Source organism: Pantoea wallisii, assembly GCF_002095485.1.
In the GTDB taxonomy this organism is placed as follows: Bacteria; Pseudomonadota; Gammaproteobacteria; order Enterobacterales; family Enterobacteriaceae; genus Pantoea; species Pantoea wallisii.
Window position 1 is genome coordinate 1 of sequence record NZ_MLFS01000043.1, and the last position, 19,906, is coordinate 19,906.

Sequence of the window (19,906 nt, forward strand, 5' to 3'; positions counted from 1 at the left end):
AGACTGACGGCTCAGCGCCTGCGTTTCAGCCTGTTTCTCTGCCTGCTGCGCCAGCGCCTGCGCGTGGCGCGCCTCACGCTCGGCGGCTTCCTGTTCTGGCGTCTTCGCCTGACGCGCTTTCACACGCGCCACGGCCGCCTCCCGCTCGCCCTGATCGCTACGTGCCGCGCGCTGTTTTGCCTGTTCATGTCGCGCTTCACGCGCCAGCTTCTCACGTTCCAGGCGCGCCTGACGCGCTTCAAAACGCGCTTTGCTTCCGCCGTGCGTTTCGCCTCCAGGTCGATGGCCCGCAGCTCGGCTTTTTCCTGACGATAGTACTGCACCAGCGGAATATTACTCGGGCAGACATAGGCGCAGGCGCCGCACTCAATGCAGTCATCAATATGGTGCGCGCGCGCTTTTTCATGGTCGCCGCCCTGGCTGTACCAGAACAGCTGCTGCGGCAACAGTTTCGCCGGGCAGGCATCGGCACAGGCGCTGCAGCGGATGCAGGATTGCTCCTCCTGCGTGTCGCCCATTTCCTGAGAGGAGGGGGCCAGAATGCAGTTGGTGATCTTCACCACCGGCACGTCGAGAGATGGCAGCGTAAAGCCCATCAGCGGGCCGCCCATGATCACCATCTGGCGTGCGCCGGGGTTGAACCCCACCTGATGCAGCAGATGGCTGACGGGCGTACCCAGACGCCCCCACACATTGCGCGGCTGCGCGATGGCATCGCCGGTCAGCGTCACCACGCGTTCGGTGATCGGTTCGCCATCAATAATGGCGCGCTTCACCGCCCAGGCGGTGCCAACGTTCTGCATCAGCACGCCGATATCGGTAGAGCGCCCGCCGTGCGGCACTTCCAGACCGGTGAGAATTTTGGTTAGCTGTTTTGCGCCGCCGGAAGGATATTTAGTGGGAATCACGCGAATCTGTACGTCGCGATCGCCACCCAGCGCCTGCTTCAGCGCAGCAATGGCTTCCGGCTTGTTGTCCTCAATGCCGATCAGCACGCGCTCTGCCTGGAGTACCCAGGCGAGAATGCGGCTGCCCTCCAGCACTTCGGCAGCGTAATCCTGCATTAGGCGATCGTCTGCGGTGATGTAGGGTTCGCACTCGGCGGCATTGATAATCAACGTTTTTACGCCGCGCAGCCCGCCGCGCAATTTGGTGGCAGTCGGGAAACCTGCACCGCCTAAACCGGCGATACCGGCCGCATGGATGCGCCTGACCACGTCATCGCGGCCGAGCGAACGGTAGTCGGGCTGAGGATCCAACTGCGTCCAGCGGTCTTCACCATCGGCGCGCAGGAAAATGCACACCTCAGAGAGACCGGAAGGGTGCGCCGTCATGTGCGGCGCAATCGCTTCGATCTCACCGGAAGTTGGCGCGTGCACCGGCAACATACGGCCGCTGCCAAAGGTGAGCGGCTGCCCGCGCAGCACCTTATCACCCGGCGCCACGCAGATTTCGCCTTCGTGACCGATATGCTGCTTCAATGGAATAATAAAGCGTTCAGGCAGCGGTAACTGGCTGAGCGGCGTGCCACTGGACTGGGTTTTCATCTCAGGCGGATGAATACCGCCCTGGAAATCCCACAGCTTCTCTTTACGGAACAGATTCAACAGATTAAGCATGACGTTCTACCGGAATCACCCGTACAGGAATGGTTTCGAGATCCCACTTCCAGTTGGCCGTGGTCGTGGCAACAGGGCGCATCTCAATGCAATCGGTCGGGCAGGGGGCAACGCACAGGTCACAGCCGGTGCAGACATCGCTCAGCACGGTATGCATGGCGCGGGTGGCACCGACAATGGCGTCGACCGGGCAGGCCTGGATACACTTGGTGCAGCCAATGCAGTTGGCTTCGTCTATCCACGCCACGGTCCGCACCGGCGCCAGCACCTCTTCACCACCATCCAGCGGTTGCGGTTCCACGTTTAGTAGCGCGGCCAGTTTCAGCATGGTCTGTTCGCCGCCCGGTGCGCATTTGTTAATGGCTTCACCGTTGTTGCCCACTGCATCGGCGTACGGCCGGCAGCCAGGATAGCCGCACTGACCGCACTGGCTCTGGGGCAGAATCGCATCGATCTGTTCGACGATCGGGTCCTCTTCCACCTCAAAGCGGCGCGAGGCGTAGCCGAGCAGCGCGCCGAATACCAGGCTCAGCGCTGTGAGTACAGCTATAGCAATCCAGATCGCGGTCATATCAGAATTTCACCAGACCGGTAAAGCCCATAAACGCCAGCGCCATCAGGCCTGCGGTGATCAGGGCAATCGAGTTACCTTTGAAGGGCGCCGGCACGTTGGCCAGCACCAGGCGTTCACGCATGCCGGCAAACAGCACCATCACCAGCGAGAAGCCCAGCGAGGCGCTGAAACCGTACAGCGCGGCCTGCAGGAAGGTGTGATTAAGGTTCACGCTCAGCAGCGGCACACCCAGTACCGCACAGTTGGTGGTGATCAGCGGCAGGAAGATCCCCAGCAGGCGATAGAGTGACGGACTGGTTTTACGCACCACCATCTCTGTAAACTGCACAACAACCGCAATCACCAGGATGTAGGCCATGGTACGCAGATAGACCAGATCGAGCGGCACCAGAATCAGGTGATTCACCAGCCAGGCGCAGATAGCCGCCAGGGTGATCACAAAGGTGGTGGCAAGTCCCATGCCAATGGCCGTTTCCAGTTTTTTTGACACGCCCATGAATGGGCAAAGGCCGAGGAATTTGACCAACACGAAGTTGTTCACCAGCACGGTGCCAATAAAGAGAAGTAAGTAATCGGTCATTTTAAAACCTGGGAAGCCTAAAGGCGTCTATTATCCGGAATTGAGAGGTGCATCTCAACCTTCGCGCAAATTGTGCAACGGCAGAGAGCACTCAGAATTAAATTCCTGACGAAACCCGCACCGTTATGGCCGGATAAACGTCTGTTTTACCCGTTGTGAACGTTTGAAGTAGGGCACGAACACGGCGGCGGAGAGCAGCGCCAGCAGCAGCGTCTGGATCGCTTTACCGTCGGCAACCGGCGTAAAGGCGAAGGTTTTGAGCGCCAGCAGCACCGTCACTAACAGCCAGATGATGTAATGACGCGGCAGACGACGCGATCGCTGGCAGAAGATCCAGCATACCCAGATGCTGTAGAGCCAGACGGCGGCCGCCGTGAGCAGCGAGACCAGCCACTGCGTCATTAAGACATCAGCATGATCAAACAGCGTGGAGCGCAACTCGCTATCAAACAGCGGGCGCAGATATAGCGCCACCACCAGCGCGCTGGTGAGCATGGTCATTATCAGCCAGGCCAACGGCAGCAGCAGCCAGCCGGCGATACGCGGCGGGTTTACCGATTCGGACATGTAAAAGATCCTGTTACCAGAAAGAGGGCGATGCAGAGCGTAGCATGTCCAAACGGGACACGCCCGATCTGGACACTGCAACAGGGCAGAGAGGAGGGTTACGGAGTTTACACCACGTAGCGCCAGACCGATTTTGGCACACAGCCCAGGTCATATAATCGACCGCCGGAAGCCAGCTCCGCACGGCGGTGGTCAGCGGCGCGATACATATTGATGATCTCACTGTCATCAGTCAGAGAATAATTGAGATGATCGTAGAGTTTTTCCAGGCTCTCGAGATTATTCACTTTACGAAACTTCAGCAGGTAATCTAACGCAGTCATGATTGCCATTAACAATAAAATACGGAGAAGTGCCCAAGTATAGGGAGCAGACGAACAGAGTCCATATCCAGCCCGAAAAAAAAGTAAAATTCAGACAACGTGAGCCAATTCGCGCATCAAAAGGATCTTTTTTACGCTTTTATTGTTTATAACGCGCAATGTTAATCAGCGCATATTGCCCCCATGCCGGCCCTGGCAAGCCGCGCGGCCAGGGTGATGAAAAGCCTGTTTATTTGCAGGGTTTTTAATTTTTCTTATTTAGCGTGCATATTTTTGCCAGCGTAGCGGCAAATAATCCGCGATTTATTTCAACCCCGCCAGCATATTTATGTACAAGCTTTGAAACGCAGACTCACTAAGTGTGCGAATTATCACAAAAACGATCATTGCCGGGCGTAAACGACGATAACCATTCTTTACGCAGTCGTTGTAATCGCTTCCAGTGGCGCAAGGCATAACCACTTCTGTTTATTACAGTTATTTAACCCACGTTGTAATAAAAGCCAGGTATTTTGTCCATACCTTGAAAGGCATTCTCAATATGGTGATACGCGTAACTCCTTTAAATCATTCTGTTTTGTGAACTATGTCGCGCTAGTTTTCTCGCTTTTACGCCAGGCTTAAACCGCGTTTGTACCCCTACAGCACACTCCCTTCAGAGGAATGAAAATTATGTGGAAACGTTTACTCCTGACCGCCATGGTGAGCTCGGCACTCAGTGCCTCCGCACTGGCAGCCGATATGACGGTAGGCTTCTCTCAGGTTGGCTCGGAATCAGGCTGGCGCTCAGCAGAAACTAACGTAGCGAAAAGTGAAGCGCAGAAGCGCGGCATTACGCTGAAGATTGCCGATGGGCAGCAGAAGCAGGAAAACCAGATCAAAGCCGTGCGTTCGTTTATCGCGCAGGGCGTTGATGCAATCTTTATCGCGCCGGTGGTACAGACCGGCTGGGAGCCCGTGCTGGAAGAGGCCAAAGACGCCAAAATTCCGGTATTCCTGCTGGACCGCGCTATCGTCGTGAAAGATAAGTCGCTGTATATGGCTGTCGTTACGGCAGATAACGTGCTGGAGGGCAAACTGATTGGCGACTGGCTGGTGAAAACCGTCGGCGATAAGCAGTGTAACGTGGTTGAGTTACAGGGCACCGTCGGCGCCAGCGTGGCCATCGATCGTAAGAAGGGCTTTGCCGAAGCCATCGCCGGACACAACAACATTAAAGTGGTGCGCTCACAATCCGGCGACTTTACCCGCAGTAAGGGTAAAGAGGTGATGGAGAGCTTTATCAAAGCGGAGAACAACGGCAAGAACATCTGCATGGTTTACGCCCATAACGATGATATGGCGATCGGTGCCATTCAGGCTATTAAAGAGGCGGGCCTGAAGCCGGGTAAAGATATTCTGACCGGCTCAATTGATGGCGTGCCGGATATCTACAAAGCCATGCTGGCAGGCGAAGCCAACGCCAACGTTGAACTGACGCCAAACATGGCCGGCCCGGCGTTTGATGCGCTGGAGAAGTTCAAAAAAGATGGCACGCAGCCACCTAAAATCATCAAAACCGAATCGAAACTGTTCCTGCCTGCCGATGCCCAGGCGGAGCTGGATAAGAAAAAGAATATGGGTTACTGATCCCCGCGACCGCCCTCCGGGGCGGTTTTTCATGACGTAAGCGAGGTTGAACCTGATGAGCAGTTTCGATGAGACACCGCTGCTGACCCTGAGCGGCATCAGCAAAGGCTTTCCCGGCGTTAAAGCGCTGGATAATGTGTCGTTCAGTATTCGCAAAGGCGAGATCATGGCGCTGCTGGGGGAGAATGGCGCCGGCAAATCGACCCTGATTAAAGTGCTGACCGGCGTTTATACCCGCGATGCCGGAACCATTACGCTCAACGGCACCGTTATTGCGCCACAGAGCACGGCCGATGCGCAGCAGATGGGCATCGGTACCGTTTATCAGGAGGTGAATCTGCTGCCCAATATGTCGGTGGCCGATAATCTCTATATTGGCCGCGAGCCGCGCCGTTTCGGTATGATCGATCGCAAGCGCATGATGCGCGATGCCGATGCGCTGATGCGCAACTATGGCTTTGCACTCGATGTGACGCGTCCGCTGGGCCACTATTCGGTGGCGATGCAGCAGATCATTGCGATTTGTCGCGCGGTGGATCTCTCCGCGCAGGTGCTGATTCTGGATGAGCCTACCGCCAGTCTGGACGCCAGTGAAGTTGAGATGCTGTTTACCCTGATGGCGCAGCTGAAAGCCAAAGGCATGAGCCTGATTTTTGTTACTCACTTTCTCGATCAGGTGTACCGCATTACCGATCGTATTACCGTGTTGCGCAATGGTCAGTATATCGCCACGCGCGATACCGCTTCGCTACCGCAGATAGAGCTGATCAAGCTGATGCTGGGGCGTGAGCTGCTGGAGACCGCTCTACAGCGTCAGGGCAGTACGCTGCGCAGTAATCAGCCGGTGGTCTCTTTTGAAGATTATGGCAAGAAGGGCACGATTGAGCCGTTTAGCCTGCAGGTGCGGCCGGGCGAAGTGGTGGGCCTGGCCGGCTTGCTGGGCTCCGGGCGGACCGAGACCGCCGAAGTGCTGTTCGGCATTCGCCGGGCCGATCGCGGAACCGCCACCATTAAAGGCAAAGTGCAGCATATCCGTACGCCGGCGAAGGCGTCACGTCTTGGTATGGGATTCTGTCCGGAAGATCGTAAAACCGACGGCATCATTGGTGCCGCATCGGTGCGTGAGAACATTATTCTGGCGCTGCAGGCGCAGCGTGGCTGGCTACGTCCTATCAAACGGCGCGAGCAGCAGGCGATTGCCGAGCGTTTTATTAAGAGCCTTGGCATCCGTACGCCGCACGCCGATCAGCCGGTGGAACTGCTCTCCGGCGGTAACCAGCAGAAGGTGCTGCTGTCGCGCTGGCTGGTGACCAAACCACAGTTTTTGATTCTCGATGAGCCAACGCGCGGTATTGATGTGGGCGCGCACGCCGAGATTATTCGTTTGATTGAATCCCTGTGCGCCGATGGACTGGCGCTGCTGGTTATCTCCTCTGAACTGGAAGAGCTGGTGGGCTATGCCGATCGCGTGCTGATTATGCGCGATCTGAAGCAGGTCGCCGAAATTCCGCTGGAGCAGCTGTCGGTAGCGTCGATTGTGAACGCTATCGCGGACGGAGGAGCACAACATGCTTGAATCGCCTATGACTCATGAAAAACCTGAACGGCGTAAGCCGAAACTGCCGCCGGGCATGCCACAAATTGTCGCACTGATTCTGGTGTTGCTGGTGGATAGCCTGGTGGCCAATAACTTTTTTGCCATTCACGTGCAGGATGGCCGCCTGTTCGGCAGCCCGATCGATATCCTGAACCGTGCGGCGCCGGTAGCGCTGCTGGCGGTGGGGATGACGCTGGTGATCGCCACCGGCGGTATTGATCTCTCCGTGGGCGCGGTGATGGCGATTGCCGGGGCGACAGCGGCAACGCTGACGGTGGCCGGTCATAGTCTGAGCTTTATTATTCTGGCGACGCTGGGTACCGGTCTGGCGTGCGGTTTATGGAACGGGGTGCTGGTCGCATTACTGAAGATTCAGCCGTTCGTGGCCACGCTTATTTTGATGGTGGCGGGGCGCGGTGTGGCACAGCTGATTACTCAGGGGCAGATTGTTACCTTCAATAGCGAGAGTCTGGCGTGGTTCGGTAGCGGGTCGCTGTGGCTGTTACCGGTACCGGTGTGGATTACGCTGCTGGTCGCGCTGGCGGTGTGGCTGCTGACGCGCAAAACCGCGCTGGGGCTGTTTATCGAGGCGGTAGGGATTAACCTGCGCGCTGCGCGCAACGCCGGGGTTAACGGCTGGCTGGTGGTGATGTCCACGTATGCCATTAGCGGGGTTTGCGCGGCGGTGGCGGGGCTGATCGTGGCGGCCGATATTCGCGGGGCCGATGCCAATAATGCCGGGCTGTGGCTGGAGCTGGACGCGATTCTGGCAGTGGTGATCGGCGGCGCATCGCTGATGGGTGGACGCTTTAATCTGGTGCTGTCGCTGGTTGGCGCGCTGATTATTCAGTCGATGAATACCGGTATTTTGCTGTCCGGTTTCCCGCCGGAGCTTAATCAGGTAGTGAAAGCCGTCGTTGTAATGTGTGTGTTACTGCTGCAGTCGCCGCGCTTTATCGCCATGCTGAGAGGGAGACGTCCGAAATGATTAAGCGCCATTTGCCTTTGATGATTACGCTGCTGGTGTTTGTGGCCGGATATCTGTTCTGTCTGAGTCAGTTTCCCGGTTTTGCTTCAACGCGTGTGATCTGCAACATTCTGACCGATAACGCTTTTCTCGGTATTATTGCCGTGGGGATGACGTTCGTGATTTTGTCGGGCGGTATCGATCTTTCGGTTGGGGCGGTGATCGCTTTTACCGGGGTGTTTCTGGCGCGCATCATCGGGGACTACCATGTTGATCCGCTGCTGGCGTTTGCGCTGATTCTGGCGCTGGGCGCACTGTTTGGCGGCATGATGGGCTGGCTGATTGATGCGCTGAAGATCCCGGCCTTTATTATTACGCTGGCGGGGATGTTTTTCCTGCGCGGCTGCAGTTATCTGGTGTCTGAGAATTCGATTCCGATTGATCATCCGCTGTACACCACGTTGTCGAGTCTGGCGTGGAAAATTCCGGGGGGCGGCCGTCTGAGTCTGCTGGCGGTGATTATGCTGGTGGTGGTGATTGGCGGCATTATTCTGGCGCACCGTACGCGGTTTGGTAATCAGGTGTACGCCATCGGCGGTAATCTGACGTCGGCACAGCTGATGGGGGTGTCAACGCGCGCCACCACCATTAAGATTTATATGCTCTCGACCACGCTGGCGACGCTGGCCGGAATTGTGTTTTCAATTTATACCTCGGCGGGCTATGCGCTGGCTGGTCTGGGCGTGGAGCTGGACGCGATTGCCTCGGTGGTGATTGGCGGAACGCTGCTTTCCGGCGGAGTAGGCACCGTGCTGGGGACGCTGTTTGGCGTGTTGATTCAGGGATTGATTCAGACCTGGATTAATTTTGACGGTACGCTGAGTTCGTGGTGGACCAAAATCGCCATCGGTATTTTGTTGTTCGCTTTTATCGCACTGCAGCGTCTGCTGACTGTGATGTGGGATCGCCAGCAGAATGCGCCGGTTAAGCGTTTGACCTCCTGATTTTTCCTCATATCACCGGGTGCGCACAGGCGCGCACCCGGCTGCGTCTATTCTCCGCAGTTGACTCTGTATATTTATGCGCACCGGGTTACGTTTGCGGTTTTTAACTGTAGGGTGCGCATTTATGCGCACCTGGCGCGGCGCGGGGTGCTGGCTGCACGTCCAGGCGCCCGGGCCAGCAAAGGCCCGCCCGATCGCAAAGGAACCCGGCATCCTGCCGATCGGCCGCGCCATCCCTGGCGCGGACGCTTTGCTCTCCGGGCGGGCCTTCGCTGGTCGTCAGGCATGGCCATGGCTGTGAATATGCCGGCCTTTGGTTACTGGCTTCGTATGGTCTAACCCGGCTGCGTGTCCCGGCATTGATATGCGCCCGGGCGTTTGCAACTCTGCTGAAGGCGCGACAAAAATTGTTGAACACACATTGATATGCGCGAGGGCGTTTACGATCCTGCTGATGGCGCAGATCACCTGGCTGGCATCAGGGATCATGATTTCTGCCCAATCGTAGCGGCGCGAATAATCGCGCCTTAAACAGGCAGGCCCGTCGCCTAAAAAAAGAGAAGTGGCCAATTTTGCCCCTTCGCCGAATGAAAAAAAGCCGCGACAGTGCGCGGCTTTTTATTAGCAGACTTTACGCTCAACGACTCATTCGGTAATACGCTTCGTTCCAGCGCAATGCATCTTTGAATGCCGGCAGGCGCGTCTCTTCATCAATCACCAGCACTTCAATACCGTTCAGCTCGCCGTACAGATACATATCATCTAAATCCAGCGCCTGGCTGAACACCGTATGGTGTGCGCCGCCAGCCAGAATCCAGGCTTCAGAGGCAGTCGCCAGCGAGGGCTGGGCGCGCCACAGCGCGCGGGCAACCGGCAGCTTCGGCAGCGGATTTGGCTGCTCAATCGCATCCACCACATTGACTAGCAGGCGGAAGCGATCGCCAAGATCGATCACGCTGGCGTTGACCGCGCGTCCGGCTGGGGTAGAGAAGATCATCCGCGCCGGATCGGCTTTCGCGCCAATGCCGAGGAACTGCACATCAATCAGCGGCTTCTCCTCTTTGGCGATAGAGGGGCACACTTCCAGCATATGCGAGCCCAGAACCAGATCATTGCCCGGTGAGAAGTGATAGGTGTAATCCTCCATGAAGGATGTGCCGCCGGCGCGATTACCGGCCTGCACTTTGAGAATGTGCAGCAGTGCGGCGGTTTTCCAGTCGCCTTCGCCGGCAAAACCGTAGCCCTGGCCCATCAGACGCTGTACGGCCAAACCAGGCAGTTGTGTCATGCCATGCAGCGTCTGGAAATTGGTGGTAAAGGCTTTACAGCCTTCAGCATCCAGAAAACGCTTCAGGCCCAACTCGATACGCGCGGCATCCAGCACGTTCTGGCGCTTGTCACCGTGCACCGAGGCCGCTTCGCTGAACAGATACTGGCTCTCATACTCATCCACCAGCGCATGCACATCGCCGTCGCTTACGCTGTTGACGACGTCAACCAGATCGCCGACGCCCCAGCCGTTAACCGCGTAGCCGAACTGGATCTGCGCCGCCACTTTGTCGCCTTCGGTTACGGCCACTTCACGCATATTGTCGCCGAAACGCGCCACTTTGAGCTGCTGGCTGGCCTGTTTCGCCAGCGCAGCGTTGATCCAGCGACCGATGCGCTGCTGGCTGGCGCTATCCTGCCAGTGGCCGGTCACCACGCTGTGCTGCAGCCCCATGCGTGCACCAATAAAGCCAAACTCACGGCCGCCGTGTGCGGTCTGGTTCAGGTTCATAAAGTCCATGTCCATACTGTCCCATGGAATCTCCGCGTTGAACTGGGTATGGAACTGCAACAGGGGCTTATGCAAAATGCTTAAACCGCCAATCCACATCTTGGCTGGCGAGAAGGTGTGCAGCCAGGTGATGATCCCAGCGCACTGGTTGTCATGATTGGCTTCGCGACACAGCGCCAGCGCCTCATCCGGTGACTTCACCAGCGGCTTCAGCTCCAGCGGCACCGGCAATGTGCCCGCCTGGTTCAGTCCATCTATTACCTGACGCGCGTGCTGTTCCACCTGACGCAGAGTTTCCGCTCCGTAGAGATGCTGTGTACCAATCACAAACCAAACTTTCTGTTCCATTCATCGCTCCTTTACTTAGCGGATGCGGCGCGGGCGGCATACTGCGGTTCAGCGGCCTGGCACCAGTTTTGATAACGTTGATAGAGTTGCTGATAAGCGGTAACGCGCAGGCTATTGGGATGCAGGGTGATCTCAATCGGGCTCGCCATGACCTGCTGGGCTGCCGGCACATCGCGGTATACGCCGGCTGCCACGGCGGCAAAGATTGCCGCCCCCAGCGCACAGCACTCGTCAGAAGCGACGATATCCAGCGGACGGTTCATCACATCGCAGCAGGCCTGCATAATGGCAGGGGATTTCCGCGCGATACCGCCAAGCGTCAGGATGCTCTGTACAGGGATCGCCTGCTGTTCAAAGCACTCCATAATGGCGCGCGCGCCGAATGCGGTTGCAGCGATCAGACCGCCGAACAGCGCCGGCGCATCGGTGCCCAGGTTAAGATCGGTGATCACCCCTTTCAGGCGCTGGTTGGCATCCGGCGTGCGGCGGCCATTGAACCAGTCCAGTACCACCGGCAGGTGATCGAGCTGTGGATTGGCAGCCCAGGCGTCTGTCAGCCTGCGGATGAGATCCTGCTGCAGCGTAGCCAGCTGCGGCTGTAGCTCAGGGTGCAGCGCTGCCGCCTGCTGCAGCGGCCAGCCGAGCAGACGGCTAAACCAGGCGTAGATATCACCAAATGCCGACTGACCGGCTTCGCAGCCAATTGCACCCGGCATGACGCTGCCATCGACCTGGCCACAAATGCCTTTTATTGCGCGATCCCCAACGGTTTCGCTGTCCGCGATAAGAATGTCGCAGGTTGAGGTGCCAATCACCTTCACCAGCGTGTAGGGCTGCGCGCCGGCGCCGACGGCGCCCATATGGCAGTCGAAAGCACCGCCGGAGAGAATGACCTGTGTTGATAACCCCAGGCGCTGCGCCCACTCGGTGCTCAGCGTGCCAACCGGCACATCGGCGGTGAAGGTCTCGGTGAAGAGCGGGGAGTCAAGCTGCTCCACCAGCATAGGATCGAGCGCGCGGAAGAACGCCGCCGGCGGTAAGCCCTGCCACTCCGGATGCCATAACGACTTATGCCCGGCGGCGCAGCGCCCACGGCGCAGCTGAGCCGGCGCGGTGGTGCCGCTCAGCAGGGCAGGCACCCAGTCGCACAACTCCACCCAGGAGACCGCGGCTTCGCGCACTGCGGCGTCTTCACGTGAGACATGCAGAATTTTTGCCCAGAACCACTCAGAGGAGTAAACGCCGCCGATATAGCGTGTGTAGTCGGTAAACTGGCCGCTGCGGCACAGGCGGTTGATCTCTTCAGCCTCTTCAATGGCAGTGTGATCTTTCCACAGCACAAACATGGCGTTGGGATTGTCGGCAAACTCCGGACGCAGCGCCAGTACGTTGCCATCGCGATCAACAGGCGCCGGCGTTGAGCCGGTTGAATCTACGCCAATCCCTATTACTGCAGCTCGCTGTTCCGGTGTTAAGGCCTGCACCACGCTGACCACCGCCTGCTCCAGTGCATCAATGTAATCCTGCGGATGGTGACGAAAGCGATTGACGTGCGCATCGCAGAATTCACCCTTCGCCCAGCGCGGATAATTCACTACTGCTTTTTCCAGCTCTTTGCCGCTGTGGCAGTCAACTGCCAGCGCGCGCACCGAGTCACTGCCAAAATCCAGCCCAATTGTGATAGCGCCAGCGCCCATTGGGATTCTCCTGTGTGAGTTAGCTGGCTCTATCCTGGAATGTCGCCGCCTGAGCGGTTAGTCATCAGCGGCTGAGAATATGCACTTTTCTGTCATCGCCAGGGTTGTGTGATCGACAGCAAAAGTTAATGACCGGTTAATTTGGCTGAATATATGGAGAATTTAGTCATCGTTTTAGGATGTGATACCGCTCTACATTTTTCGCTGCTTTTCCCGCTACAACTAGCCCAGCGTTTGCACAGCCTTTGTACAACCTTTGAGCTAACGCGCTGATTTTGCGCTGTACCCAAACGTGAAGTCTGATTGGTAGCGTTTACACCGATTCTTAATTAACAGCGAAAAACCCCATTGTGCCGGAGAGCATCATGCATAAATTCACTAAAGCGCTGGCGGCGGTAGGTCTCGCCGCGGTTATGTCACAATCCGCTATCGCCGAGACCATGAAACTCGGATTTCTTGTCAAACAGCCGGAGGAGCCCTGGTTCCAGACCGAGTGGAAATTTGCCGATAAAGCCGGCAAAGATCTCGGTTTCGAAGTGATCAAAATCGCGGTTCCGGATGGCGAGAAAACGCTCAATGCCATCGACAGTCTGGCAGCCAGCGGCGCGAAAGGATTTGTGATCTGTACGCCCGATCCCAAGCTGGGCTCGGCCATTGTGGCCAAAGCGCGCAGCTACGATCTGAAAGTCATCGCGGTTGATGACCAGTTCGTGACGGCCAAAGGCAAACCAATGGATACCGTGCCGCTGGTGATGATGGCCGCAACCAAAATTGGCGAGCGTCAGGGGCAAGAGCTGTACAAAGAGATGCAGAAGCGTGGCTGGGACGTGAAAGAGACAGCGGTGATGGCGATTACCGCTAACGAGCTGGATACCGCACGTCGCCGCACCGGCGGCTCAATGGATGCGCTGAAAGCGGCAGGCTTCCCGGAGAAGCAGATCTATCAGGTGCCAACCAAATCCAACGATATCCCTGGCGCGTTTGACGCCGGTAACTCGCTGCTGGTGCAGCATCCGGAAGTGAAGCACTGGCTGATTGTCGGCATGAACGATAACACCGTACTGGGCGGCGTGCGCGCCACCGAAGGCCAGGGCTTTAAAGCGCCGGACGTCATCGGCATTGGCATTAACGGCGTTGATGCGATAAGCGAACTGTCAAAAGGCGCCGCGACCGGTTTCTACGGTTCACTGCTGCCAAGCCCGGATGTGCATGGCTATAAGAGCAGCCAGATGCTCTACAACTGGGTAACCAAAGGTGAAGAGCCGGCGAAGTTTACCGAGGTGACCGATGTGGTGCTGATTACCCGCGACAATTTTAAAACCGAGCTGGCGAAGAAAGGCTGATGTAAGTTGGTTTTTAGCCGTCCTGGATGTGATGTTAATTAACAGGCAGCCGACATATTTCGTGCTGTAGCAAGGCGACAAGCACGTTTATCCCCGGGAGCTTACTGAAGTAAGTGACCGGGGTAAACGTGGACAGCCAACGCCGCTACGGTGCGAAGTAGGGAGGCTTAGAGGAGTTCCCATGAACACGGATCACGCTTTTCTGTCATTTCATGGCATCAGCAAAACCTTTCCTGGCGTAAAAGCGCTGCAGGATATCTCGTTCCAGTGCCGCGCCGGGGAAGTGCACGCATTGATGGGCGAAAACGGGGCAGGAAAGTCAACGCTGCTTAAAATTCTCAGCGGCAGCTATCAGCCCAGCGGCGGCGAAATCCGCATTAAAGGCGAGGCAAAAAGCTTCAATACCACCGTTGAGGCGCTGGATGCCGGCGTAGCCATTATCTACCAGGAGCTGCATCTGGTGCCGGAGATGAGCGTGGCGGAGAATATCTATCTCGGCCAGCTGCCGCACAAGCGGGGCCTGGTAAACCGCAAGCTGCTGCGCTACGAGGCGGGTTTGCAGCTGAAAAATTTAGGCATGGATATCGATCCCGACATGCCGCTGAAGTACCTGTCGCTGGGGCAGTGGCAGATGGTGGAGATCGCCAAAGCGCTGGCGCGCAATGCGCGCATCATCGCCTTTGATGAGCCAACCAGCTCGCTGTCCGCGCGCGAAATCGAGCATCTGTTCCGCGTGATTCGTCAGCTGCGGGAAGAGGGCCGCGTGGTGCTGTATGTCTCGCACCGCATGGAGGAAATTTTCGCCCTGAGTGACGCCATCACCGTGTTCAAAGATGGCCGTTACGTCCGCACCTTTACCGATATGCCAAATACCCATCATGACGATCTGGTGCAGGCGATGGTGGGCCGCAATCTGGGGGATATCTATGGTTACGCGCCACGCGAGTTGGGGCCCGTGCGTTTGCAGCTGGACCAGGTGGAGGCGAAGGGCGTGCGTATGCCCGTTTCACTGACGGTACGCGCCGGGGAGATTGTCGGGCTGTTTGGTCTGGTCGGCGCCGGACGCAGTGAGCTGATGAAAGGGCTGTTTGGGGCGACGAAACTGCGCGGCGGGACGGTCACGCTGGATGGCAAAAAGCTGAACATCCGCGAGCCGATTGACGCCATCCGCGCCGGCATCATGCTGTGCCCGGAAGATCGCAAAGCCGAAGGCATTATTCCGGTGCACTCGGTGCGTGAAAACATCAACATCAGCGCACGGCGGCACAATCTTAGCGCCGGTTGCCTGATCAAACCCACGTGGGAAGCAAAAAACGCCGATCACCATATCCGTTCGCTGAACATCAAAACGCCGGGTGCGCAGCAGCTGATCATGAACCTCTCGGGCGGTAACCAGCAGAAGGCCATTCTCGGCCGCTGGCTGTCGGAAGAGATGCACGTGATTCTGCTCGATGAGCCGACGCGCGGCATTGATGTCGGTGCCAAACATGAGATCTATAACCTGATTTATGAGCTGGCGAACAAGGGCATCGCGGTACTGTTTGCCTCCAGCGATCTGCCTGAAGTAATGGGGCTGGCCGACCGCATTGTCGTAATGCGCGAAGGCGAAATCGCAGGTGAATTATCCCACGACGCCGCCACGGAGCAGCTGACGCTGAGCCTGGCTATGCCGAAAACCCCTCAAGCGGCCGCCGTGGCCTGAAGTAAAGGAGAGTAATCATGGCTTCATCTACCACGTCCAATACGCCACCTGCGCAGCGCAGTGGGCTGCAACTCGGACGTATCTGGGACAACTTCGGCATGCTGGTGGTGTTTGCGCTGCTGTTTATTGTCTGCGCAATTTTCGTGCCCAACTTTGGCTCCTTCATCAATATGAAAGGGCTTGGGCTGGCGATGTCGATGTCCGGCATGGTGGCGTGCGGGATGCTGTTCTGCCTGGCGTCGGGGGATTTTGACCTCTCCGTGGCCTCGGTGATCGCCTGCGCCGGCGTGGTGACGGCGGTGGTCATTAACATGACCGAAAGTTTATGGATTGGCGTGGCGGCAGGGCTGCTGCTGGGCATGGCGACCGGCTTTATCAACGGCTTCGTTATCGCCCGTCTGAAGATCAATGCGCTGATCACCACGCTGGCGACCATGCAGATTGTGCGCGGCCTCGCGTATATCTTCTCTGACGGTAAAGCCGTGGGCATTGAGGACGAGCGCTTCTTTACCCTTGGCTACGCTAACTGGCTTGGCGTACCGGCACCCATCTGGCTGACCATCGCTACCATGATTGTGTTTGGTTTCCTGCTCAACAAAACCACCTTCGGGCGTAATACGCTGGCGATTGGCGGTAATGAAGAAGCAGCGCGTCTGGCGGGTGTACCGGTGGTGCGTACCCGCATCATTATCTTTATCCTTTCCGGACTGGTATCGGCTGCGGCCGGCATCATTCTGGCTTCACGCATGACCAGCGGCCAGCCGATGACCTCGCTGGGATATGAGCTGATTGTCATCTCTGCCTGCGTTTTGGGCGGCGTGTCGCTGAAGGGCGGTATTGGCAAAATCTCCTATGTGGTTGCCGGGGTACTGATCCTCGGTACCGTTGAGAATGCGATGAATTTATTGAATATCTCGCCATTCTCACAGTATGTGGTGCGTGGTTTGATACTGTTAGCGGCTGTGATTTTTGACCGCTACAAACAGAAAAGCAAAGCCGCCTGATAACCGTGGCGCAACCGGGGGTTGCGCCACTTCATCTTGCGTAAAGTGAGGGCACTATGTACCACCGTGAACCGCCGAGTGAGCAGCAGAACCCCTTATTGCCTGGCTACCCCTTCAACGCCTGGCTGGTGGCGGGACTGACGCCGATTAACGCAAATGACCCGCTCGACTTCTTTATTGATCGCCCGCACGGCATGAAAGGCTACATCCTCAATCTGACCATCAAAGGTCAGGGCCGGGTATTTGATGGTGAATCGGCGTTTGACTGTGAGCCAGGCGACCTGCTGCTGTTCCAGCCAAAAACTGCGCACTATTACGGCCGCGCGCCGGACAGCCCGTGCTGGCACCACCGCTGGGTCTATTTCCGTCCCCGCGCTTACTGGACCGACTGGCTGCAGTGGCAGGATGAGAGCCAGGGCGTAGGCCGTTTACGCCTGCCGGAGGCGCTGCGTGCCGAATTTGACCGGCTGTTTGCCAGCATTGAACAGACCCACAACTCGGGCCGACGTTTCGCTGAGGAGCTGGCGATGAATCTGCTGGAGCGCCTGCTGCTGCGTGCCGTGGAGGAGGATCCGCGCAGCCATCAGCAGATCCGCGATCCGCGGGTGATCGAAGCCTGCCAGTACGTGACGCATCACCTCGCCAGCGAGGTCAAGATCGAAGAGGTGGCGCGCCACGTTTGTCTTTCGCCTTCGCGTCTGGCGCACCTGTTCCGCGAGCAGATGGGCATTAACCTGCTGCGCTGGCGTGAAGATCAGCGAGTGATTCGTGCCAAGCTACTGCTGCAAACGACCCAGGAACCGATTGCCTCGGTAGGGCGTGAAGTGGGCTATGACGATCAGCTCTACTTCTCCCGCGTATTCCGCAAACGCGTAGGCGTGAGCCCCAGCGATTTCCGTCGCCGCAGTCAGGATGCGCACGATGCGTTAGTGGCCCAGGAGAGCTGGCAACCGGCACGGAGTGCGATCTCCTGAGTTTTCAGGTGATTCCGCCTTGTTCTTACTGACTGATTCGTCTTAAATCAGTCAGGTCACGAACAAGAGGAGTGAGAATGAGCGATAAATTACGTGTCGGCCTGATTGGCTACGGTTTTGCCAGCAAAACCTTTCATGCACCCCTAATCGCCGGTACGCCGGAGATGGAGCTGGCGGCGATCTCCAGTAGCGACGCCGGCAAGGTGCACGCCGACTGGCCGTCGGTGCAGGTCGTTTCCGATCCTCAGGCGCTGCTGGATGATCCTACGCTGCAGCTGATTGTAATTCCAACCCCGAACGACACCCATTTCCCGTTAGCCAAAGCGGCACTCAACGCCGGTAAACATGTGGTGGTGGATAAGCCCTTTACCGTGACGTTGTCACAGGCGCGTGAGCTTGATCAGCTGGCTAAAGCCAAAGGGCTGCTGTTATCGGTGTTCCATAACCGCCGCTGGGACAGCGATTTCCTGACGCTGAAATCGCTGCTCAACGATGGCACGCTCGGCGACATCCGCTATCTTGAGTCGCACTTCGATCGCTTCCGCCCGGAAGTGCGCCAGCGCTGGCGTGAAATGAAAGGACCGGGCAGCGGTATCTGGTTTGATCTCGGGCCGCATGTGCTGGACCAGGCGTTACAGCTGTTTGGACCGCCGGTGGCCATTAACGTCGACCTGGCGGAGCTGCGTCCCGGCGCACAAACCACCGACTACTTCCACGCGGTTCTGACCTATCCCACCCGTCGCGTGGTGCTGCACGCCAGCATGCTGGTGGCAGCAGAGTCTGCGCGTTTCGTGGTGCACGGCACGCGCGGCAGCTACGTGAAGTACGGTCTTGATCCGCAGGAGGATCGCCTGAAAGCGGGCGAGCGTCCGCCGCGTGAAGAGTGGGGCTACGATATGCGTAACGGCACGCTGACGCTGGCCGAAGGCGAGGTGATGGTAGAGAAAGAGCTGCTGACCCTGCCGGGTAACTATCCCGCTTACTACGCAGCGATCCGTGATGCGATTGCCGGCAGCGGTGAGAACCCGGTGAAAGCCGAAGAGGCGATTCAGGTGATGGAGCTGATTGAGCTTGGCCTGCAGTCTGCTGAAAAGCGTCAGACCCTGTCACTGAAATAACCACGCTGCCCGGCGCCGCACGTGCGGCGCCGGGCAAAGGCGCCGAATCTCCCGGCGCAACGAATCGACTATCCCGCCACGCGCTGGCGCAGCGCGGCTTTTTCAGCCTCACTCAAAAAGGCAATGGTCACACCGTTATCCTGCGCCTGACGAATCTCCGCTGCGCTCAAACCCGCCTGTGGGGCAGCGGTGGTATATTCATGCGCCAGCTCAACGCCCTGAACCGCCGGGTCATCCGTATTCAGCGTGGCAAGAATGCCGTGCTGGAGGAAGGCTTGTAGCGGATGTGCCGCCAGCGATGATACGGTGCTGGTCTGGATGTTGGAGGTCAGGCAGGACTCAATACCGATACGCTGCTCGGCAAGGAAATCCATCAGCGCGCGGTCTTCGATCGCCTTCACGCCGTGACCAATCCGCTCTGCGCCCAGCTCGCGAATCGCCTGCCAGATGCTCTCAGGGCCGGCCGCTTCACCGGCGTGTACGGTAATGCGGAAACCGGCATCGCGCGCGCGGTTGAAGTGGCTCAGGAACTCACTGCCCGGGAAGCCCAGCTCATCGCCCGCCAGGTCCACGGCGGTAATGCCATCGCGGTGCGCCAGTAAACCCTCCAGCTCCTGCAGGCACGCCTCTTCGCCAAAGGTCCGGCTCATAATACCGATCAGATTTACATCCACGCCGTACTGCTTAACGCCGGCGCGCACGCCATCAATCACCGCTTCTACCACGCCGGCGATCGGCAGGTTGTGGGTCATCGCCATATAACCGGGTGAAAAGCGCAGTTCGGCATAATGGATGCCCGCGCGTGCGGCATCTTCGACATTCTCCAGTGCGATACGGCGGCAGGCGTCGAGATCGCCCAGGACTTTCACGCCCCAGTCGAGTTTCTGCAGGAAGCTAACCAGATCCGGTTCGTTCGCCGTGACCTGGACGTGCGGACGCAGGGCATCAAGCGTGGTAGCAGGCAACGTTAGATTAAACTGGCGGCCGAGATCGAGAATGGTTTGGGCGCGGATGTTGCCATCAAGGTGGCGGTGGATATCGGTAAGGGGCAGTTTTGCATCAATCATGTTGCACTCGCTG

General features: G+C 57.8%; 18 protein-coding genes. 9 read left to right on the forward strand and 9 right to left on the reverse strand.

All coding sequences use genetic code 11. The annotated features are described in order from the left end of the window. Nucleotides 1–119: 119 nt before the first annotated feature. From rsxC to ydgT, 5 genes are all read right to left on the reverse strand, one after another. The gene (rsxC, locus tag HA48_RS15010) at nucleotides 120–1,619 is read right to left on the reverse strand and encodes an electron transport complex subunit RsxC (protein WP_244182865.1); all 1,500 of its coding nucleotides are present in this window, start codon (nucleotides 1,617–1,619) and stop codon (nucleotides 120–122) included. Beyond that, nucleotides 1,612–2,190: an electron transport complex subunit RsxB gene (gene rsxB, locus HA48_RS15015; RefSeq protein ID WP_128602045.1), complete on the reverse strand. Its 579-nt coding sequence runs from the start codon at nucleotides 2,188–2,190 to the stop codon at nucleotides 1,612–1,614. The genes rsxC and rsxB overlap by 8 nt, the downstream gene beginning before the upstream one ends. Before the next feature lies 1 nt (nucleotide 2,191). After that, entirely contained in the window at nucleotides 2,192–2,773 is a 582-nt protein-coding gene (gene rsxA, locus HA48_RS15020; RefSeq protein WP_007893776.1) for an electron transport complex subunit RsxA, read from the reverse strand. Between the two features lie 123 nt (nucleotides 2,774–2,896). Continuing rightward, on the reverse strand, nucleotides 2,897–3,340 hold the full coding sequence (locus HA48_RS15025; protein WP_128602046.1) for a DUF2569 domain-containing protein: 444 nt from the start codon (nucleotides 3,338–3,340) through the stop codon (nucleotides 2,897–2,899). Between the two features lie 107 nt (nucleotides 3,341–3,447). After that, complete coding sequence (ydgT, locus tag HA48_RS15030; RefSeq protein ID WP_128602047.1) at nucleotides 3,448–3,663, reverse strand: transcription modulator YdgT; 216 nt, start codon at nucleotides 3,661–3,663, stop codon at nucleotides 3,448–3,450. Nucleotides 3,664–4,335: 672 nt separating this feature from the next. On the opposite strand from ydgT, the gene ytfQ reads away from it, so the two are divergent. The 4 genes from ytfQ to yjfF are packed head-to-tail and all read left to right on the forward strand — an operon-like array spanning nucleotide 4,336 to nucleotide 8,860. Next, nucleotides 4,336–5,292, forward strand: coding sequence for a galactofuranose ABC transporter, galactofuranose-binding protein YtfQ (gene ytfQ, locus HA48_RS15035; protein WP_128602048.1), 957 nt, complete (start codon nucleotides 4,336–4,338; stop codon nucleotides 5,290–5,292). A gap of 55 nt (nucleotides 5,293–5,347) precedes the next feature. Beyond that, a complete protein-coding gene (locus tag HA48_RS15040) occupies nucleotides 5,348–6,868 on the forward strand; it encodes a sugar ABC transporter ATP-binding protein (RefSeq protein ID WP_128602049.1) in 1,521 nt (506 codons plus the stop codon). Beyond that, nucleotides 6,861–7,877: a galactofuranose ABC transporter, ATP-binding protein YtfT gene (gene ytfT, locus HA48_RS15045; RefSeq protein ID WP_128602050.1), complete on the forward strand. Its 1,017-nt coding sequence runs from the start codon at nucleotides 6,861–6,863 to the stop codon at nucleotides 7,875–7,877. The genes HA48_RS15040 and ytfT overlap by 8 nt, the downstream gene beginning before the upstream one ends. Further along, entirely contained in the window at nucleotides 7,874–8,860 is a 987-nt protein-coding gene (yjfF, locus tag HA48_RS15050; RefSeq protein WP_128602051.1) for a galactofuranose ABC transporter, permease protein YjfF, read from the forward strand. The genes ytfT and yjfF overlap by 4 nt, the downstream gene beginning before the upstream one ends. A 279-nt stretch (nucleotides 8,861–9,139) precedes the next feature. On the opposite strand, the gene HA48_RS15055 is transcribed toward yjfF, so the two are convergent. From HA48_RS15055 to HA48_RS15065, 3 genes are all read right to left on the reverse strand, one after another. Continuing rightward, nucleotides 9,140–9,430 carry a hypothetical protein gene (locus HA48_RS15055; RefSeq protein WP_128602052.1) on the reverse strand — a complete coding sequence of 97 codons (291 nt, stop codon included), beginning with the start codon at nucleotides 9,428–9,430 and terminating at the stop codon, nucleotides 9,140–9,142. 67 nt (nucleotides 9,431–9,497) lie between these two features. Beyond that, nucleotides 9,498–10,988, reverse strand: a complete 1,491-nt coding sequence (araA, locus tag HA48_RS15060; RefSeq protein ID WP_128602053.1) for an L-arabinose isomerase — start codon at nucleotides 10,986–10,988, stop codon at nucleotides 9,498–9,500. A gap of 11 nt (nucleotides 10,989–10,999) precedes the next feature. Then, nucleotides 11,000–12,685 carry a ribulokinase gene (locus HA48_RS15065; protein ID WP_128602054.1) on the reverse strand — a complete coding sequence of 562 codons (1,686 nt, stop codon included), beginning with the start codon at nucleotides 12,683–12,685 and terminating at the stop codon, nucleotides 11,000–11,002. Between the two features lie 365 nt (nucleotides 12,686–13,050). Here HA48_RS15065 and HA48_RS15070 point away from each other — a divergent pair, with 365 nt between their 5' ends. From HA48_RS15070 to HA48_RS15090, 5 genes are all read left to right on the forward strand, one after another. Further along, nucleotides 13,051–14,028, forward strand: a complete 978-nt coding sequence (locus tag HA48_RS15070; protein ID WP_128602055.1) for an arabinose ABC transporter substrate-binding protein — start codon at nucleotides 13,051–13,053, stop codon at nucleotides 14,026–14,028. Between the two features lie 181 nt (nucleotides 14,029–14,209). After that, nucleotides 14,210–15,730: an L-arabinose ABC transporter ATP-binding protein AraG gene (gene araG, locus HA48_RS15075; protein WP_128602056.1), complete on the forward strand. Its 1,521-nt coding sequence runs from the start codon at nucleotides 14,210–14,212 to the stop codon at nucleotides 15,728–15,730. Between the two features lie 17 nt (nucleotides 15,731–15,747). Beyond that, nucleotides 15,748–16,734, forward strand: a complete 987-nt coding sequence (araH, locus tag HA48_RS15080) for an L-arabinose ABC transporter permease AraH (RefSeq protein ID WP_128602057.1) — start codon at nucleotides 15,748–15,750, stop codon at nucleotides 16,732–16,734. A gap of 56 nt (nucleotides 16,735–16,790) precedes the next feature. Continuing rightward, a complete protein-coding gene (gene araC / locus HA48_RS15085; protein ID WP_128602058.1) occupies nucleotides 16,791–17,708 on the forward strand; it encodes an arabinose operon transcriptional regulator AraC in 918 nt (305 codons plus the stop codon). A 77-nt stretch (nucleotides 17,709–17,785) separates the two neighbouring features. Beyond that, nucleotides 17,786–18,826, forward strand: coding sequence for an oxidoreductase (locus HA48_RS15090; protein WP_128602059.1), 1,041 nt, complete (start codon nucleotides 17,786–17,788; stop codon nucleotides 18,824–18,826). 68 nt (nucleotides 18,827–18,894) lie between these two features. Here HA48_RS15090 and add read toward each other — a convergent pair whose 3' ends face one another. Then, nucleotides 18,895–19,893, reverse strand: coding sequence for an adenosine deaminase (gene add / locus HA48_RS15095; protein ID WP_128602060.1), 999 nt, complete (start codon nucleotides 19,891–19,893; stop codon nucleotides 18,895–18,897). Nucleotides 19,894–19,906: the final 13 nt, after the last annotated feature.

Bases quoted from the DNA above. Each gene is read 5' to 3' on its own strand.
- add (WP_128602060.1), bottom strand. From the start codon at position 19,893: ATGATTGATGCAAAACTGCCCCTTACCGATATCCACCGCCACCTTGAT.
- ytfT (WP_128602050.1), top strand. From the start codon at position 6,861: ATGCTTGAATCGCCTATGACTCATGAAAAACCTGAACGGCGTAAGCCG.
- HA48_RS15040 (WP_128602049.1), top strand. From the start codon at position 5,348: ATGAGCAGTTTCGATGAGACACCGCTGCTGACCCTGAGCGGCATCAGC.
- ytfQ (WP_128602048.1), top strand. From the start codon at position 4,336: ATGTGGAAACGTTTACTCCTGACCGCCATGGTGAGCTCGGCACTCAGT.
- HA48_RS15070 (WP_128602055.1), top strand. From the start codon at position 13,051: ATGCATAAATTCACTAAAGCGCTGGCGGCGGTAGGTCTCGCCGCGGTT.
- rsxB (WP_128602045.1), bottom strand. From the start codon at position 2,190: ATGACCGCGATCTGGATTGCTATAGCTGTACTCACAGCGCTGAGCCTG.
- rsxA (WP_007893776.1), bottom strand. From the start codon at position 2,773: ATGACCGATTACTTACTTCTCTTTATTGGCACCGTGCTGGTGAACAAC.
- ydgT (WP_128602047.1), bottom strand. From the start codon at position 3,663: ATGACTGCGTTAGATTACCTGCTGAAGTTTCGTAAAGTGAATAATCTC.
- HA48_RS15090 (WP_128602059.1), top strand. From the start codon at position 17,786: ATGAGCGATAAATTACGTGTCGGCCTGATTGGCTACGGTTTTGCCAGC.
- yjfF (WP_128602051.1), top strand. From the start codon at position 7,874: ATGATTAAGCGCCATTTGCCTTTGATGATTACGCTGCTGGTGTTTGTG.
- araA (WP_128602053.1), bottom strand. From the start codon at position 10,988: ATGGAACAGAAAGTTTGGTTTGTGATTGGTACACAGCATCTCTACGGA.
- araH (WP_128602057.1), top strand. From the start codon at position 15,748: ATGGCTTCATCTACCACGTCCAATACGCCACCTGCGCAGCGCAGTGGG.
- araG (WP_128602056.1), top strand. From the start codon at position 14,210: ATGAACACGGATCACGCTTTTCTGTCATTTCATGGCATCAGCAAAACC.
- HA48_RS15025 (WP_128602046.1), bottom strand. From the start codon at position 3,340: ATGTCCGAATCGGTAAACCCGCCGCGTATCGCCGGCTGGCTGCTGCTG.
- HA48_RS15065 (WP_128602054.1), bottom strand. From the start codon at position 12,685: ATGGGCGCTGGCGCTATCACAATTGGGCTGGATTTTGGCAGTGACTCG.
- rsxC (WP_244182865.1), bottom strand. From the start codon at position 1,619: ATGCTTAATCTGTTGAATCTGTTCCGTAAAGAGAAGCTGTGGGATTTC.
- araC (WP_128602058.1), top strand. From the start codon at position 16,791: ATGTACCACCGTGAACCGCCGAGTGAGCAGCAGAACCCCTTATTGCCT.